The organism is Streptomyces finlayi (genome assembly GCF_014216315.1).
GTDB classification, from domain to species: Bacteria; Actinomycetota; Actinomycetes; order Streptomycetales; family Streptomycetaceae; genus Streptomyces; species Streptomyces finlayi_A.
On record NZ_CP045702.1, the window covers coordinates 1258510 to 1275691 of the forward strand.

Annotated in this window: 11 protein-coding genes and 7 pseudogenes; 7 read left to right on the forward strand and 11 right to left on the reverse strand. The window is 67.2% G+C overall.

Annotated features, from left to right (window positions below):
• Positions 1 to 65 precede the first annotated feature (65 nt).
• Positions 66 to 2216 carry a hypothetical protein gene (locus F0344_RS05820; protein WP_258049690.1) on the reverse strand — a complete coding sequence of 717 codons (2151 nt, stop codon included), beginning with the start codon at positions 2214 to 2216 and terminating at the stop codon, positions 66 to 68.
• A 643-nt stretch (positions 2217 to 2859) separates the two neighbouring features.
• On the opposite strand from F0344_RS05820, the pseudogene F0344_RS05825 reads away from it, so the two are divergent.
• A pseudogene (locus F0344_RS05825) lies at positions 2860 to 3407 on the forward strand (AAA family ATPase).
• A gap of 81 nt (positions 3408 to 3488) precedes the next feature.
• On the opposite strand, the pseudogene F0344_RS05830 reads toward F0344_RS05825, so the two are convergent.
• From F0344_RS05830 to F0344_RS35470, 4 genes and pseudogenes are all read right to left on the reverse strand, one after another.
• A pseudogene (locus F0344_RS05830) lies at positions 3489 to 3593 on the reverse strand (IS6 family transposase); the annotation flags it as partial.
• Between the two features lie 148 nt (positions 3594 to 3741).
• Positions 3742 to 3834, reverse strand: a pseudogene (locus F0344_RS36735) (IS5/IS1182 family transposase); the annotation flags it as partial.
• Positions 3835 to 4541: 707 nt separating this feature from the next.
• Complete coding sequence (locus F0344_RS05835; RefSeq protein WP_185297754.1) at positions 4542 to 5783, reverse strand: hypothetical protein; 1242 nt, start codon at positions 5781 to 5783, stop codon at positions 4542 to 4544.
• Positions 5784 to 5997: 214 nt separating this feature from the next.
• A complete protein-coding gene (locus tag F0344_RS35470) occupies positions 5998 to 6585 on the reverse strand; it encodes a transposase family protein (protein ID WP_308460890.1) in 588 nt (195 codons plus the stop codon).
• 290 nt (positions 6586 to 6875) lie between these two features.
• Here F0344_RS35470 and F0344_RS05845 point away from each other — a divergent pair.
• Positions 6876 to 8207 (forward strand): annotated as a pseudogene (locus F0344_RS05845) (NF041680 family putative transposase); the annotation flags it as partial.
• Position 8208: 1 nt separating this feature from the next.
• On the opposite strand, the gene F0344_RS05850 reads toward F0344_RS05845, so the two are convergent.
• The gene (locus F0344_RS05850; RefSeq protein WP_185297755.1) at positions 8209 to 9399 is read right to left on the reverse strand and encodes a transposase; all 1191 of its coding nucleotides are present in this window, start codon (positions 9397 to 9399) and stop codon (positions 8209 to 8211) included.
• A 445-nt stretch (positions 9400 to 9844) separates the two neighbouring features.
• Here F0344_RS05850 and F0344_RS36480 point away from each other — a divergent pair.
• A pseudogene (locus F0344_RS36480) lies at positions 9845 to 9988 on the forward strand (NF041680 family putative transposase); the annotation flags it as partial.
• A 12-nt stretch (positions 9989 to 10000) separates the two neighbouring features.
• Here F0344_RS36480 and F0344_RS35475 read toward each other — a convergent pair.
• The 5 genes and pseudogenes from F0344_RS35475 to F0344_RS05870 all read right to left on the reverse strand — a co-directional run.
• Positions 10001 to 10099: pseudogene (locus tag F0344_RS35475) on the reverse strand (IS5/IS1182 family transposase); the annotation flags it as partial.
• A 17-nt stretch (positions 10100 to 10116) separates the two neighbouring features.
• Positions 10117 to 11364, reverse strand: a pseudogene (locus F0344_RS05855) (PP2C family protein-serine/threonine phosphatase); the annotation flags it as partial.
• Positions 11361 to 12161: an alpha/beta fold hydrolase gene (locus F0344_RS05860; RefSeq protein WP_308460891.1), complete on the reverse strand. Its 801-nt coding sequence runs from the start codon at positions 12159 to 12161 to the stop codon at positions 11361 to 11363. The pseudogene F0344_RS05855 and the gene F0344_RS05860, both read right to left, overlap by 4 nt.
• 527 nt (positions 12162 to 12688) lie before the next feature.
• A complete protein-coding gene (locus tag F0344_RS05865; protein ID WP_258049691.1) occupies positions 12689 to 12814 on the reverse strand; it encodes a hypothetical protein in 126 nt (41 codons plus the stop codon).
• Positions 12815 to 12953: 139 nt separating this feature from the next.
• Positions 12954 to 13196, reverse strand: coding sequence for a hypothetical protein (locus F0344_RS05870; RefSeq protein ID WP_185297757.1), 243 nt, complete (start codon positions 13194 to 13196; stop codon positions 12954 to 12956).
• Positions 13197 to 13743: 547 nt separating this feature from the next.
• On the opposite strand from F0344_RS05870, the gene F0344_RS05875 reads away from it, so the two are divergent.
• From F0344_RS05875 to F0344_RS05885, 4 genes are all read left to right on the forward strand, one after another.
• Positions 13744 to 15561 (forward strand): SpoIIE family protein phosphatase, encoded by a 1818-nt coding sequence (locus tag F0344_RS05875; protein WP_185297758.1) that lies wholly within the window; start codon positions 13744 to 13746, stop codon positions 15559 to 15561.
• Positions 15562 to 16192: 631 nt separating this feature from the next.
• Positions 16193 to 16348 (forward strand): hypothetical protein, encoded by a 156-nt coding sequence (locus F0344_RS05880; protein ID WP_185297759.1) that lies wholly within the window; start codon positions 16193 to 16195, stop codon positions 16346 to 16348.
• A gap of 146 nt (positions 16349 to 16494) precedes the next feature.
• Complete coding sequence (locus F0344_RS36740; RefSeq protein WP_374940063.1) at positions 16495 to 16770, forward strand: hypothetical protein; 276 nt, start codon at positions 16495 to 16497, stop codon at positions 16768 to 16770.
• A 78-nt stretch (positions 16771 to 16848) separates the two neighbouring features.
• The gene (locus F0344_RS05885) at positions 16849 to 17082 is read left to right on the forward strand and encodes a bacteriocin immunity protein (protein ID WP_185297760.1); all 234 of its coding nucleotides are present in this window, start codon (positions 16849 to 16851) and stop codon (positions 17080 to 17082) included.
• Positions 17083 to 17182 lie beyond the last annotated feature (100 nt).

The following is a 17182-nucleotide window of genomic DNA, read 5'->3' on the forward strand; positions in this document are numbered from 1 at the left end:
TACGCGTACTCCATTTCTGTGGACACCAAGGAGAAGGGAGGGGCTGGCCGGACCCGCGTGATGAATCAGCGGCCGCGCGTGTGCTCGGTGACGAACGTGTATCCGTAGGGCAGTTCCCAGCCGTCCGCCTTGCCGAGCCTGCGGCAGTGCTCCCGAAAGGCCGCACGCTGAACGACACTGGGCGAGCACCCCGGTCGCAGGCGGCGCAGATGACCGGGGACGAACTGCATCCCCCGCAGCCTCTCGCCACCCGGTTCGGTGCCGCCCCACGGACGTATCACCCGCGGCCGCGCGGGGCGGTAGCCGATGAGGGCAATAGTCCGCTGTCCGTCGTGCGGCGGGAAATGAGGTTGACCCCAGGCGTCTCGACTGCCGAGCACCGGTTCCAGAAGCCGTTCCGCAAGCAGTTCCGCAACGGCCGATTCCAGGGCGGCGGCCTGTGACCGAGCCGGCCGACGCCCGTAGACCGCGCTCGGCAGGACCGAACGGTCCATAAGGGCATGGCCCTCCAGGGTGAGCAGACCGCAACGGCGCACCGTGCGCATCACCAGCTGCCGGGGGCCCAGCCCGACCGCGCTGTCACCGTGGCGGTCACTTCCCGGGACGTCCTCCCTGGTGAGCACACAAGGGTCATAACAGTGCCCGGTGTCACGGTCGCCGACCAGCACGCGTTCCTCGAGCGACGTCGTGGCCAGGCGGATCACCGAGCCGCCGCGGAGGCTGCGCAGCTCAAGCATCAGGCCGGGGAAGAAGTCGCCGGGCCAGACGATCCCGGTCAAACGGCCCGAAGTGTCACCGAGTTCGGCGACGACCTCCTGCACTGCCTCCTTCTCGTCCAACGCCTCGCCGGCATGTTCGAGTTCAAGGCGAACCGTGGGGCGCACACCGTGAGATCGGCGAAGTTCCTCGACGACGTACGGTTGTAAGGGAAACCAGCCGTCGATGAGCTGGGACAGCCGCAGGGGTGCCCGCCAGACGATCTCCTGTGCGTCACTCCGCAGGAGTTCACCGGTGCCGAGAGAGGCGTCGTCGGCCAGGGGCAGATTGACCGGGTCCAACTCTGCTTCCAGCTCCGGCTCCGATGTCGCGGGCAGCGTGGATATCCAGCCGCGCCCGGCCGGGGCCAGGGGCTCTCCGTGCGCTTCTGCATCACCGGGATGATGGGACCGCCACACACCTCCGCCCTCGAAGGCGTCGTCGAGCGTGATCCGCGAGCCGCTCTCGAACAGGCCCTGGTCGCTGTCCCCCTGGACGACGTCGGCGAGCGCCACGTTCGCCCGGCATACCGCTGCGGCGTACCCCACTCCCCTGAGCACCTCCGTCGCCCCCGGGAACGCGCGAAGCCGCGGTCCAACCGCTGTGTACACGGTGACAGGCATGGTGAGGCCGTAACGCCGCCTCCCCGGGGTGGCCGCGCGTTCGACCGCTGCGGCAAGCGACCTGAGGTCATCGCCGCCCAGCGGCCCGGTGTCCCGCCAGCAGTCCGCGAGGGAGGTCCGGGTCATGGTGTAGTCACCCCATGTGCGCAAGTCGGCACTGGAGTTGAGCGCACCCCTCACCGTGCCAAGTAGTCCGCTCAGCCCCGCTCGCAGGTCGTCGTCGTGCGTGCCGCCCACCAGTGCAGCGAGGGACACGGGGACGAAGGGACTGAGCATCTGCTCCCGTGCCGTCGTCAGGAGATGCTCCGCATAGGCCGTCAGGTCGTCGCGCCGTGCCGCCTCCTGGGACGGGTAGCGGACCTCGACGACGACATGCCCGTCCTCGTTGATCCAGCGCCGGCGCGTGCGTAAGCGGAGGAGCTGGGCCGATGAGAGGCTCAGAGCCGGGCCGAAGGCATGGAGATCCGGGACCAGGAGCTCCCTTCGCCGTGGCGCAGCGCCGTCTCCCGGCCTCCCCGGGCCCCCGGCCCCTGCAGGTGCCCCTGACACCCAGGCGGGTACGTCACCGAGGGCGCCCACCTTTGGGTGGGCACCCTCCCGATAGACGATCTCGGCGTACAACGGGTCCGACCCGGTGGCGACACACACCATTGCACCGACCGGGAGCACGGGGGCGCACTCGCCGAAGGTGACCACAGGAAAGTCGTCGAGACAGAGCGGGCTGCCGCCGTAGCCGTCGCCGCCGAGGTCGTACCCGAAGTACACGGCGTTGAAGGCGACAGCAGTGTGCACGGGCGCCGGGCGGGCCACGACTACCGCTTCAAGATAGCGCCGCAACCGATCCCGTTCTTCGTCAGGTACGGCGTCATAGCCTTTCGTCATTGCAGAGGTCAACAGGGGCCGGTCACCGTACGGATCAGGCACCTGCGCCCTATCGCGAGGCATCGACGGCACCTCCGGCCCCCCACGTTCGTCAACCGTTGCTGATACATACGGGTCCCCACCCATGACACCTCCGCCGCGCTTCAGACCACTGCGGTCTGACGTGCGGCAATTCCCGCAGGGTATGCCGACCCGGAACATTCCGGAAGCACTTTCGTCACTTTGCGATGATGGGCAGTGACTCTCATCGGACACACCCGCGTGCCGACATCAGACCGAGCTCAGATGGCGGGACCGGGGCAGGTCAACGTCCTCTGCAACAGCACTTGGCAGCTCGTGGAAGCCACAGCCATCGCCCACTTCCAAGGGCAAGATGGCCTGGCACTCCAACTGCGCGTGGATGACCCAGGCCGGGCTGACCGTCGAAGGGGAGGAGCTCGTACCCGAAGGCGATGGCGGGCACGCCTTGTTCTGGGCACGATACCCCTGATACCGCAACCTCCGGTTGGGTGATGTCACGTGGGCCTGCAAGAAGGCAGCGTCGTTGCGGTGCGGACGCCCCTGCACGCTGTCGCCCATTCCTGAGAAAGAGGTCCGAATGGGTACCGATCCGGGTTCCGCAGTCGTCCTGATCACCGGCGTGATGGCGTCGGGGAATTCCACCGTGGCCGAACTCCTGGCCGGGCAGCGGTCCTGAGCCGTCCACGTGCGCGGTGACGTCTTCCGGCGGATGGTGGTCTCCGGCCGGGAGGAACTGCTACCCGAGGAGACCACGGAGGCCAGAGCCCAACTGGGCCTTCACTACCGGCTCTCCGCGCTCGTAGCCGACGAGTACGCGCACCACGGATGGACCGCGGTCGTCCAGGACATCACCCTGGGCGACGACCTGACCCGGTATGTCGCCAGGGTGCACACCCGACCGCTATTCGTCGTCGTGCTGGCCCCCCTATCCCGGTCGTGCGGGGCAGAGAGGCCGGGCGCCCGAAGGCCGGGGACGGCGTCTGGACGGTCGAGGCACTCGACCACGCTGTGCGGGCGGAGACTCCGCGCATCGGGCTCTGGCTCGACACCTCGGCGCACACGCCGACACTGACGGTCTCAGCGATTCTCGACGACCTCCCGGCCGCGCGTCTGGAGAGCGGCTGACCCAGGTCACCGCGCAGCCCGGCTGCCGAAACCGGCCGGCAGCCATCCATGAGCCAGCAGCACTCGCATCGCACCTGACATCACTTCGCGGTAGCTGAGGGGGAAGCGGAAGTACAGCCAGACGCAGTGCGAGATGACCTCCACCGGATACCGGTGGTTCCTGTACGACGGCACAGCGGACGACACGACCAGCCCTCTCCCCAGACACGGGCAATCCGAAGAACATCCCACCCCCACCGGCAACGTGACAGCGCCGACGTAGGGCTGCCGACGAGCGCGTCTCAGCGAACTTCGCCGCCACTACCCGGGCGTCGAGGACCTCTGAACGGTCGCTTCACTCCGGACGCACCCACAGGCGGATCGCCGCCACGGTGACCGTCCCGTGCAAGATGTACGCCCGTTTGTCGAAGCGCGTGGGTGCGCCACGAGGCGCCATGGAATCGAGTGAGGTGAGAGACCTTCACCGCCGGGTTGTCGCAGCAATCCGGTTGAAGCTGGGGGCAGTTCGGTTCGGGGGATGTCGAGCCGAGCGGTAAGCAGCCCCGACAACGCCGGGACGGGTTGGTACTGCCAGACGACCCGGGCCCGGCTAGCGAGACAGGAAGGTGCACGCGAGAAATAATCCGACGGGTACCGGCGCACCCGATCCGGGTGATCAGCCGCGTTCCCGTACACGTGCGCGAGGCAATCGCACGATCGGGCAGTCGAGTTGAACGATGCGGACGCGAGCGCGTAGAACTGCGACAACAGGGCCTCCTGGAACTGCTCGGTTCGGTTCGCACCTCCGAGCTACCAAGGGGCCCTGCCTTCATGCACCTACCGCCGGAAGATCACCCCGGCGGGAAACCCGTTCGACTCACACGTTCCATGACCGGTTGAGATACGGCTTCTCACCGTCACCACCGACTACGGAACAGACCCGCTCTTTTGACAGGCCCCTGACTGGAGTAGTAAGTCGCCGAGGATCGGGTTGGCAGGCGGCCGAGTTCGTCGCTCAGGTTGATGCAGCCGAGCACGAAGCCCTCGGCTACGCCCTGTCAGCGGTCTGTCGCCCCAAAAGCCCGGGTCGACAGACCGCTGATCTCGTTGCTGAGGTTGGTGCAGCCGAGCATAAAGTCCTCGGCTGAACCTCGGTTAACGGGAGCTGGCTGAGGCGAGTGATGCGAGCAGTCCCGCGTCTCTTCCGTCTCCGTCGCTTGACGGGAAGTAGACGTAGTAGGAAGAGTCGTGCTGCTCGAAGGTAAGGCCGCCTTCTTGCCCTCCCACTACGGTGCCGTCTTCCCTGATCATCCTTAGCTCGTCCTGAATGCCGTACATGGCGGCGCTGTGATGCGGCGGGGCGACCAGTTCCACCGTGTCAGTGTGGCTCTTCATCTCTTCCACCCGGGTCGCGCTGGAGTACCCGGCCTCGATAGAGAGATTTGCACTGAACTTTGCGGTAGCTTCGGCGAACAGTACTCCAGCTTTGACTCCGGTTTCGAAGCCTACAGAGACCCCGACCTTCGCGGACCACTCCTTGGTGACTCCTTCGCTCACTCCAGTCATCCACGACGAGGAGCGGCTTTGTGGGATGCTCCCGTCTTTGTTGTTGATGAAGCCTTCGCGGTGGTAGCAGGACCTCCTTTCGAGGGTGTATGTGGGGGAGTTCTGAAGTTGCCAGATCAACGACCTGCCGGTGTCCTTCACTGCAAGGCAGGGCACCTTTACGCGCCGCTCCACCGACCAGGGTGTGTCCTCCTGCGGAACTCCGTAGTCAGTCATGGCGGGCGTTTGCGGGTCCGGGCCGATCTCCGGCTTGACGGGGAGGTTGAGCACCCAGTTCACCGGTGAATCCAGGGGATCACCCGGAGAGTACAGACACTCACCTCCGTACTCGGTCGGAGTGATCTTGAAGCCAGCCGTGTCGAACCAGCCGTATGGAGCGCGAATGTACCATGCCCGGTTTTCGCCGTATGCGTGTTCCACGGGATTGCCCCGGTGCAGGTAGGGGTGGCCGTCGGAACCCTTCTCCTTCACGCAGCCGAAGACTTGCGCGATCTTCCATTCGGGCAAAGGGTTTCCCGGGATGCCGCCATTGTCGTCCAGGTCGGAAAGGGCTCGGTAGCCGGGCGGCGGCACCGGCCGCCATATTCCATTCTTTGTCACCATCTTCCACTGCTGCGGAGAGGCGATGACCGGGTCACTCGGGTTGGTGTTCTTCGCTAGGACAGCCCAGCCTTCCTTCTGGCCACTCGGAGGCACAAGTCCTCCGCCGAGATAGAAATATCCTGGCGGGAAGCTATCCCACGACCACCCCTGGGCCGAGAAGTTGACGATCTTCAGGGTGAGTTGACCGAAAACTCGTTCTTCCGAAGCGATGTAGGTGCCATTCGACATTTGGTTTAACCTCCGAGGTCACTGGTCTCGTGATGCTCTGTCAAATGGATCAGGAGAGAACGAAATCCCCTTGATCACTTGTCACTTATGAGAATCACCCCTTCTTCACGCTAGGAGCAGACTTATTTCCTCGCAAGTCGAGTCTCCACAGACCAGCAGGTCATCAACCGCTCCCACGCGAAGATCCGTGAGCTCGCCGAGCAGTGAACCTCTTTCATCCTGAATAGTTGCAGATCAGCAGCGTATGGATGGCCTGGACGATCGTGCTGATGCGGCGGGTGGAACATCTGGCTCGCCGGAGTAGTCGCCAGGACTTCAACTGGGCGAAGGCACGTTCGCCCGGGGCTCTCAGTCGGGCGTGGTCGCGGTTGAACTGCTGGTAGTGATCGGGCTGTTCGCGGTGGTGGTAGTACGGGGTGCGGACGGTGGCGCCGGCACCCTGATAGGCGCGGTCGGCGAGGCCGCAGGCTCTGCCGGTGGGGCCGGCGGAAGCCCAGCGCGAACACGCGCAGCGTCGTTTCGCGCGTGGATCAGAAGCGCGACGGCTCCGATGACGGCAGCCGCACTCATGCCGACGGCAGAGGCCAACGCGCTGATGGCTGTGACGACCTGGGCGGTCTCCGAGGGGTTGAAGGCACCATGCACGGGGCGTGAGAGGACCGGCTGTCCCGTGAGGTAGGCAAGGACATAGCCAAGTACGGCGGCCAGGGTCAAGACCACTACACGATGCCACGGTGCTGCGGTGAGAAGGCTCCGTGTGCTCCACAGCATGTACACAAGGCCCCCGAGCGCCGCTAGGCACACCCCTCCCGCGATGGCCGTGACCGGTGTCGCCTGAACGGAGTCGTCAAGCCGGTTGCCGATCAGCAGGCCGCCCGAGACGGCCGCGGCCCAGTGCCACCAGCGTCGCCGCAATCGGTATCGAGCACGTCCGGCCTCCAGATAGACGTGCTCCTCCGAACTCAGCTTGGCGTTTAACACCGCAGGTCACTCGACCTGTTGATCTGCGGTTCTTTCCCGGACAGTTAGGGCGGCCGTTCTCCACGCTTCGAGATGTCGAGTCACGAAGCACCGAGAGAACGGCCGCTGTGTATGAGTCTGTATGTCGATGCACCCGCAGGTGAGGCGTTGGACGTGTTGTCCCGCTTTCGGGTTGAGTTCTACGAATGCCTCTACGCCCGCTCGGACGCGCTCTTCGAGCTCACCGACGCGGTGCTGTGCACGGACGGGCCGGTGAGGACGCTGGTCGAGCTGTCGCTGGCAGTCGAGCATCGACGTGGGCACGGCGCCCTGTATGCCGCGTTGGACCGGGGCTGGTGCGAGCCCGCACGCCTGCGGCGCGCTCTGGCCGGCCTTCCGCTGCCCCGCGCGGCCGACGGTCGGATCGTGCTGGCCGTGGACGTCAGCAACTGGCTCCGCCCCGACGCCCCCACCAGCAACGACCGGTTGTTCTGCCACGTCTACGGACGCGGGGACCGCAGCAAGGACCAGTTCGTGCCCGGCTGGCCGTACTCCTTCGTCGCGGCTCTGGAGACCGGCCGGACATCCTGGACCGCCTTGCTGGACGCCGTGCGCCTGGGGCAGGCGGACGACGCGACAGCGGTCACCGCCACCCAACTACGTGACACAATCGATAGGTTGAGGCAGGCCGGGCAGTGGCGCGAAGGCGACCCGGAGATCTGGGTCGTCATGGACTCCGGCTACGACATCGCCTTCCTCTCCCACGCCCTGGCAGACCTGCCCGTCGTCCTGGTCGGACGCCTGCGCTCGGACCGCGTGATGCTCCGCGACGCCGGGACCGCCCGCTCGGGACCCAGGGGCGGACGCCCCCGCAAGCACGGCGGCGTCCTCTCCCTCGCCCGGCCCGACAGCTGGCACGAACCCGAGGTCACCACGACCACCGACACCACCCACTACGGCAAGGCCGAGGCGATGGCCTGGGACCGGATGCACCCCAGACTCACCCACCGCGGCCCCTGGCTGGACCTGGCCGACGAAGAACTCCCCGTACTGCACGGCACGTTGATGCGCCTGAAGGTCGAGCGCCTGCCGGGCGACCGCGACCCGAAACCAGTCTGGCTCTGGATCTCGGCGACCGCCGCCCCACCGACGGACGTGAACCGCTGGTGGCAGGCATTCCTCCGCAGATTCGACCTCGAACACACCTTCCGGCTGATGAAACAGACCCTCGGCTGGACCGCCCCGAAGATCCGCCACGCCGACAGTGCCGACCTGTGGACCTGGCTGGTCATCGCCGCACATACCCAGCTCCGCCTCGCCCGCCCGCTCGCCGAAGATCTGCGCCGCCCCTGGGAACGGCGGGTGCCCGAGCCCCGGCGCCTCACCCCCGCCCGGGTCCGGCGAGGGTTTCGCAACATCCGCGCGGCTGCGACGAGGCTGTCGCACGGCTCCTGCCCGCTGAAGGTCAAGGGCGTTTCTTGGGCGTGTGCTTGATGAGCTTGTTGATGTTGTGCACCGTGCCGAGGAGCTTGATCTCGGCGTCCACCGCCGTGCGGCCGCAGTAGTTGAGGTGTCGTCCGAAGCGTTGGAAGAGCTGAGCGAATCCAGGCTCGACCAGGACACTTCGTTGACGGTACTGGGCCCGTCCTGTTGGGGTGGCGAGGCGGGCCGCCATGTCCTGCTGGCCGGCAGGGGCCTGCTGACGTTTCGCGGGAAAGCCTGCCTGGTCGGCATCGCTGGTGACCGAGACCAATAGCGGGAGGTCGGCGAGGGCTTCGAAGGAGGCGGCGGAAGCGTACCCGCTGTCGGCGAGCCAGAGCTGGATGTCGCCGGGGAGCCGTGCGGCCTGGTGATTGTGCTGAGTCTTCTTCACCATCGGAACGAGGGCCGTCCTGTCCGAGGGATTGTCGTGCGCTTCGATGGCCAGCAGGAATTGACGGCGGGCGCACACGATCTGGATGTTGTATCCCTGGAGGTAGCCGCCACGTTTGCCGGGAATCAGTCGGGAGTCGGGATCGCTCAGGCAGGCACGGGCGTCCGGGGAGGGGGCCGGTCGGGGGGTGCGGGCCCGCTCCAGCCAGGCCCGCATCTTCACCAGTCGCGTTCGCTGGCGAACGAGGACGGTCTTGTGCTCCATCGGGACCGGCGGCCGTCCGTTCGCTCCACGACGTCCTGCCGCCCGGTCCTCTTGGACGCGGAGCTCGTACTGCCTCAGTTTCTCCTGGTGAGCCTCGGTCTCGGCGGCCAGGCGCTTCTCCGCACGGGCCACCATCCGCTCGGCGGCTTCGACCTTGATCCGGATCTCGGTGGGTGAAGGCATAGCCCGTTCATGCAGTCTGTCCCTGGCCATGTGCGCGCGGGTGAGCCGGTCGCACAGCCGGGACAGGCGAGGCCAGTTATCGCGCGGGTCCTCGCCATCGCCCTGTGCTGCCGAGCCGTCGGCCTCGACGCTCAGCGCGTGGTCTGCTGCATCCTCCATCAGCGTGTGCATCTTTTTCTCGCACTGGGAGATGGTTTCTTCCAGGCGCTGGAGCCGCTGGTTGGCGGCGCGTGAGGCGTTCGCCTCCATTGGTGAGCCGTCCACGGCCACCGCCGAAAGATCGACCAGGCCGCGTCTGCCACACAGCGACAACACCTGGACGAACAGCGAGTTCAAGGCGGCACGGTGGCGTCGTACGAACCGCGCGACGGTGGAGTGGTCCACTCGGCGGTTCGCAGTGATGATTCGGCAGCCCACGTCGTCCCAGCAAGCCTGCTCGATGCGACGGGAGGAGCGCACCCCCCTTGCTGTAGCAGTACAGGAGCAACGCAATCAGGCTCGCGGGAGGGTAGGCCACCCCGCCCTGCCCGTCGTCACGGTAGCTGTTCTCGAACGCCGACAGGTCAAGAAACTCGACGACGCCGAGCACCTTCCAGCACAGGTGCTCGGGCGGCAGCCAATCCCGTACATCCCGCGGCATCTCGAGATCACGTTCACGGTCGCACGACAAGAAGTTCCGCTCCACCGGCCAAGAGTCCGACACCTCCCTGATCCTCGGAACCGAACAACGAATCGCTCTTGACCTTCACCGGGCAGGAGCCGTGCGACGGCCTCCGACTGCCCCGCAGCCGCACCGAAACCCTCCCGACCAGGACCAGGACGACCGGCAGGCTCGAAGAACAAGCACCGCGCCAAGCGCCACGACGTCGGCAAGACCGTCAAACGAGCCGAATCGATCAAGGAACACCAGACGCAGCGACCATAAACGCCAAGCTAAGGGCCGACCTCCTTGGCTGCCGCGGCGCCGGCGGTTGGCCCGCTGGTCTCTCGGCTCGGGGATCGTGTGCTTGATCTGACGTCTGCGCACGTGACGCCGAAAGCCCTCCCCGGCCCCTCGCCCGGTGGCACGCTCATCGCCAGGAGCGCGGTGTCGTCGTCGAGTCCCTCGCCGAACGAGTCCAGCAGTGCGGCGAGCGCCCTGACGGCTCCCGATGCCGAGGCGGGTGCGAGGGACCGCACGAAGTCCAGGAGTGCTTCGTCGCCGTAGCGTTCACCCGGGTTGCCGGTACGGGCTTCGGTCAGGCCGTCGGTGTAGAGCAGCAGGGTGTCACCGGGACGCAGGTCCAGGGTGACGGTGGTGAACTGCGCGTCCGGTACGACCCCGACCAGTTGGCCGCCCGGGGTGTGCAGGTAGTCGGCGCTGCCTTCAGCCCGGAGAAGGACGGCGGGAGGGTGGCCACCGCCGGCCAGGACGACATGGAATCCGACGTCGGTCTCCTCGGGTGTGAGCAGGCCGAAGATCACGGTGCAGAAGAGGGGTTCGTCTTCCTGGACCTGGTGATTGAGCGCGGTGTTGAGGTTGGCCAGAACCCTGACCGGTACGGGATCGGAGACTGCCGCGGCTCGCAGGGTGTACCGCGCCAGCGACGTCACCACGGCCGCGTCCGCGCCCTTGCCGCGCACGTCCCCCATGAAGAACCCCCAGCCTCCGGCGGCGAGCGGGAACAGATCGTAGAAGTCCCCGCCCACCTCGTCGGAGGATGCGAAATGGTAGTGCGCGGCGGCCTCCATGCCCGGAACCGGTTCGATGGCCGGCGGGATCAGGGTGCGCTGCAGAGTGGTAGCGAGGCGCTGCAGGCGTTCGCGGTCATGCTCAGCATCCCGCCGGGCCCGGAGGAGTTCTCGCTCGTAGGTACGCCTGTCCCGGGCGTCGAGGAGGGTGGTGCGGATCAGCATCGGTTTGCCATCCGCGTCGCGCTTGACGGTGGAGGTGACCAGGACGGGCAGCCGGGTGCCGTCCGTGGCCTTGAGTTCCAGGGCGACTCCGTTGACCTCACCCTGCATCCGCAGCAGCGGTGCGAAGTGCGTCTCGTGGTAAAGCCTGCCGCCGATGGTCAGCAGGTCGGAGAAGTACTTGTGGCCCACCAGCTCCTCGCGGCGGTGGCCGAGCCATTTCAGGAGCGTTCCGTTGACCTTGGCGATCCGTCCGTCCATCAGTGTGGAGAGGTAGCCGCATGGCGCGTTCTCGTACAGGTCCTCCGCACTGTCCTCCAGCAGGGCGGAGAACACCGGGGAATCGTGGTCACGGTCCTCTGCAGGCCATGATGCGTCGGTCCCTTCGCCGGCCGGGTGCACAGTCACGGCTCCTGCACGAAGGCGATGATCGCTTCGGCAGTCTCCTCGGGGGCACTCAGCTGGGGGCAGTGGCCCGTCGAGTCCAGTGTGACCAGTTCGCTGCCGGGGATCTGCGCGTGGACGAAGGCGCCCACCTCACGCGGGGCGATCGTGTCGCGCGCGCTCTCAGCGATGAGCGTCGGAACGGTCACCTTGGGGAGATCTGCCCGGTTGTCAGACAGGAAGGTGGCTCTCGCGAAGACCCGGGCGATCTCCGGGTCCGTTCGGCAGAAGCTGTTGGTCAGCTCCTCCCCTAGTTCGGGGCGCTCCGGGTTTCCCATGATCACCGGTGCCATGGTCGCCGACCAGCCCAGATAGTTGCTGTCCAGTGACTCGAGCAGTTCGTCGATGTCCTGCTCGCTGAATCCGCCCCGGTAGTTACCGTCGTCGATGTACGACGGCGAGGGGGTGAGGAGGACCAGCTTCTCGAAGAGTGCGGGCTCCTGCACGGCGGCCAGCACACCGATCATGGAACTGACCGAATGCCCGACGAAAGTCACGGGCCCGAGGCCGAGCTCCCGGCAGAGGCCGATGACGTCCTGCGCATAGCCGTCCAGGGTGGAGTACCGCTCGGGGCTCCAGGCCGACGCATCGGAACGCCCCGCCCCCACATGATCGAACAGAACCACCTGGAAGCGCTCCTCCAGCGCGGGCGCGACAAGACGCCAGAGATTCTGATCGCAACCGAACCCGTGGGCGAGCATCACCACCGGGCCGCCCTCCCGGCCTGTCACCCGTACCCGATTTCTCTTGCGCACGTCCACATGAACATCCTGACACCCTTTACACCTCACGGCCTGGCCTGCCGGACGGCCACCTCCCACCAGCGCGGATCACGATTGCGGTGGCAGGCAGGCGGTGTCCGTCGCGCGAATGCGTACCGGCATACGCGAGGCATGACCCTCCGAGGCGTGGATTCCCGGGCCGAAGTCCGCACCCGCCGCCGGGCCGGGCCGGGCCGGGCAGGGACCCGATGCACTCCGCAGCGCGGCGGCCGGCCACTGCGGCTTCGGCCAAGACCTCGCCCTCCCCCGCCCACGGCGCGTACAGCGGGACATCGTCAGAAGGCCCGGCGATCGGTGAACCGCCGCCATCTCGTAGTCACATAAGTGAGCTAAGTTCCCCCCAGAGCACGGGAGTTCGAGTCTTTTCGCGAAGCAGCTCGCCGGCCGCCTCCGGTTCGGGAGCGGCGGGCCCCTGGTGCCGGGGCAGGGCCGCCGGCGGCACCAGAGGTCCGGGCCGTACTCCGGGAGACCCGGACTTGACCGCGCACCCATACGGCACAAGCTGCCTACCGGCGGCGCGGGATGGTGACCCGGGCCTCCGCCAGGACGACACCGGTCACCGAGTCGCGGTGCACGGGGACGTACAGGCCCCAGTCCGCGGCCTCACCACCGTGAGCCAGCCCCCGACCCACGGGGTGTCGGTGGTCTTCAGCACACGACCGGCGAGCGGACCGCCGACGAAACGAACAATCACAGATGCCTCCGCAGTACGAGCGGGCGGGCCTTTCCCGCCTCACCCCTTAGCGGCTCTCGGCACCAGAAGGACAGGGCTCAGACGGCGCCCCGCGTCCGGTCGGCGCCGGTCCGGCGCCGGAGCTCCACCCGGGCCACAGGCGTACGGCCCGCCGGGGTGGACCAGAACGGATGCCAGTGGATCCGGACGGACAGCGTGAGCAGGTGGCGGCGCAGCTCGGTGGTACGGCGGGGGTGCAAGGCGGCGAGAGCGCGGTAGGTGTAGTGCCACTGCTGTTGGGCGTGGATCAGGTCGTCGGGGAAGAGGTGGCGTCCATTCACTCATTAGATCGCTTGTTCGAATTATGGTGCTACTCGTCCAGGGTGCCCGTCATGTAGTAGCCGGTGATCCGGCGTCTGCCGGCGGTGGTGGCTGGCTGTCGCGCGAGGCGTACAACCGCCCCGCCCACCACCAGAAGACCACCAAACCCCGGCGCGCCCAGGAGCGGCAAACTTGACGGCCTGGGCCACGTGCAGCGGGCACGAGGCCGAAGAATTCGTACGGGGTACGTCGGTGGATCTCAGTCAGTGATCATCGGCGTCGCAGGCGTCGCAGGAACCCTGGGAGGGGCGCTCCTCACCCGGCAGGTTCCGGTACTTGCTGAGTGCACATAGGCCGCGACGGTCTGAACCGTAGCGGTCGGTCGCCAATGCCCATCAGCTCGTCGTGGAAGCCGAATCCGGGAGTCAGGCCAGTGGAGCCAGGAACGGGCGCCGGGGCACAGTCTCTGAACAGGTGATCCAATCAGGGTTACCCGGAGGTGCCGCGGCCGTTTCCGGTGCACACTGGGCACCATGAGGCGTCGAGTCCTGCTTTGGAGGCGGAAGAGTGAACGCCGGCAGTGGTGGACGGCGCCTGCCCAGTCGGGGCTCCGCCGGGCGACGCTCGGCCGGCGCGAACGTGCGGTTCCGCCGGAGCAGAGGCGTCCTGCCGCCGGACCGGTTCACCACCCGCAGCCGTCTTGCCTGGCTGAATTCCGCCAGCTCCCGCATCGGCACGACCCTGGACCTGGAGCGCACCGCACAAGAACTCGCCGAGTTCACCGTGCCCCGTTTCGCCGACGGGGCGGCCGTGGACATCCTCGAGAGCGTCCTGCGGGGTGACGAGGGCTCCCGGAAGACCGAACGCGGCATCCCGCAGATGCGGGCCACGGCGCTGTGCGCCATCGAGGAGCTCTCCAGCCTGGAGCCGACCCCGGTGGGCGAGATCTTCGTGCACGCCAAGCAGCCGCACGAGACGCTGCTCCACCGGTACGTCCTCCAGCAGGGCAAACCGGTGCTGCTGAGCAGGATGCGCGACGACGACTTCATCCGCGTCGCGCCCACCGCGAGCGCCGCCGCGCAGTTGCGTGCCGCCGGCGTGCACAGTTACCTGGCCGTGCCCTTGATCGCCCGTGGGCTGCTGCTCGGCAGCGTCGACTTCGTGCGCGGCCGCGGAGCCCCGCCGTTCTCCGCCACCGACCTGGCGCTGGCGGAGCAGCTCGCCTCCAAGGCGGCGGTCTTCATCGACAACGCGCGTCTGTACGGGCGGGAGCGCGAGCACGTCGTCTCGTTGCAGCGCTCCCTGCTGCCGCGCGTCACCCCGGCGACGCCGGGCCTACTGGTGCACTCCGAGTACACGCCCGCGGCGGCGCATCATGGCGTGGGCGGGGACTGGTACGACGTGATGGCCCTGCCCGGCGGACGGACGGCGCTGATGGTGGGCGACGTGATGGGGCACGGGCTGCCCGCCGCCGCCACCATGGGGCGCCTGCGGACGGTGGCCCGCACGCTGATGACCCTGGACATGGCCCCCGAGCGGATCCTCGCGCGGCTCGACCTGGCCACCCGCGACCTGGAGGACGAGCAGGTCTCCACCTGCCTGTGCGCGGTATACGACCCCGCCGACTCTTCCTACACGCTGGCGAGCGCCGGGCACCTGCCGCCGCTGCTCCTCGACGGGCAGGGCGCCGCCGACCTCGTCCCGGTGCCGACCGGCGCGCCGCTGGGGGCGGGCGTGATTCCGTACGACCCCCTGCGGCTGCGCGTCCCGGACGGCGCCCACCTGGTCATGTACACGGACGGCCTGATCAAGTCCCGGGACGAGGACGTGGACGCCCAGTTGGACCGGCTGCGTACGGCGGCTCTGAGCCTGCCGCCCGGGTCGCTGGAGAAGGGCGGTCTGGTGGAGCGCGCCCAGGCCACCGCCGTCCAGTTCGACGAGGCGGTGCTCCTCGTCACCACGAGCGCCGCACTCCCGGCTGGGGACCTGCGGGTGTGGGAGCTGCTGCAGGACGGCCGGGCCGCCTCGGCCGCCCGTGGTCTCGTCACCGGCCAGCTCGCCGCATGGGGCCTCGAGGAACTCGCCGACGTCTCCGAGCTCGTCGTCTCCGAACTGGTCGGCAACGCACTGCGCTACGGGAACGGCCCCGGCGAGCTGCGGCTGCTGTGCGGGGAACGCCTCGTCGTGGAGGTGTCGGACACCGGCCCCGACCTGCCCCAGATCCAGCACGCGAGCCTCAGCGACGAGGGCGGACGGGGGCTTCAGCTCATCAACATGCTGTGCCGCCGCTGGGGTTCGTCCCGCACGGGCACCGGCAAGGTGGTCTGGGCGGAACAGAACATGCCAGCCTCGTTCCTAGCTGAGCGCCAGGCCATGGTGAGGTGAGGGCGCAAAGTGCTGTGACCTGGGGTGGGCGGTGGCCTCAACCCGAGTGCCTCGGTCAGGGTGACTCGCCGAACGGCTCCGGAAGGGGTGATGGTCAGGCGGCAGTACCGAGGGGCACCCTGGAGGCGTGGTGAACAGGAAGACCCCGCGCTGCAGCCAGTGCGGAACGCCTCTCCCCGACGGGTCGAGAAGGAGCCGTCGGTACTGCTCCGCGACGTGCAGGACCAGGGCCTGGCGCACGATGAAGGCCCGGCGCGAAGCGATCGAAGCGGGCGAGGCCGCCCTGAAGGCAGTTCTGCAAGGGCGCCGCCTCCCTGGCCCCGCTTCAGGGGCCCGGAGTACGGCAGCACCTGGTACTCCAGCGACACCCCGTTCGGGAAGACCAAGCGATCCGACAGCACGTGCTGCTCACCCCGCTGCCGGACCAGGGCATGGCGCAGACGGTCCCCCCAGGAAGCGTCACCGCGTGACGCCTTTCAGGTGACGCAAACCGCACACCCAAGGTCCAGGAACAGGTACCCAGCCATCGGAACCCACCGCAGCGGATCCACCGGTTGGCAGGACATGGTGTGAGTCGCCGCCCCGGCGTGGTGAGTTCCCGTGGCGAGTAGCCGGGCCGCCATGGTGAGCGGTGTGGATCCGCCCCGCCTACCGCCTCTACCGCGCCGAGTACATGCTCCGCCAACAAGGCTGCGACGCACTCGCCGACCTGTACGCGGAAGCCGCCGACGAACTCACCCAGCAAGTGGCCCTCGTCGGGGTCGGCGGCCTCAGCGGCTGGAGGTGACAAGCGGTCGAGCCCGAGACGTCGGCCTTGGGCGCCGAAGGGCTGAGTAGTCGCCCCGCCATTACGGGGGCCAGGACGGCCACAGAGCTAAGGAACTCTCCGGGCGCTGTAACAGGTGGCGGGCGTCTGTCCAATATATCTGGTGGGTGGCTGAAGGGAACCCATGGAAGTACGGGAAAATCCCGGGACAGATCGGCCGACAGCTGCAGGGGAAATCCTTCAAAACATTCGGGGATTTTCGCGAGGCATTCTGGAAAGCTGTTTCCAGTGACTCAGGGTTGGCAGCAGGCTTCAGCAAATCAAACAGGACACGTATGGCTGCCGGCAGGGCGCCATTTGTGGCGAACCAGCAAGCCGTGGGAAGGAATAACAAGTACGTCCTCCACCACGTAAAACCGATTCAACATGGCGGCGGCGTCTAGGATCTGGACAACCTGGTGGTTGTAACGCCTCGGTATCATGCCGAGGTACTGGACCCCAACTATCATCAGTGAGGTGTGATGGGCGCGCCTGACCTTACCCGCGATCAGCTCGTCGAGCTCGTTCGAAAAATTATGGCGGACCACGGGACGGAGGAGGAAGTCGATAGGCTCGTGGAGATTCTCGAAGCGAACGTTCCTCATCCTCGTGTACTCAATCTCATCTATCATCACGACATGGAAGGTTTTACGGACGGCTTGACGGCAGAAGAGGTTGTGGACACCGCCTTGTCCTATACCCCTTTGGCTCCGTAAGGACGAAGTGCGGGGTCGGATCCCCGGCCGCAGGTCGACGTATGCCGCCAGCGTCAAGGCCGCTGGCGACAGAGCCTCCGGGGCCGATCGGCCCCGGAGG

What these genes read in the sequence shown, in the direction of transcription:
- F0344_RS05835 (WP_185297754.1), bottom strand. Translation starts at nt 5,783, where the DNA reads ATGTCGAATGGCACCTACATCGCTTCGGAAGAACGAGTTTTCGGTCAA.
- F0344_RS05885 (WP_185297760.1), top strand. Translation starts at nt 16,849, where the DNA reads ATGGGCGCGCCTGACCTTACCCGCGATCAGCTCGTCGAGCTCGTTCGA.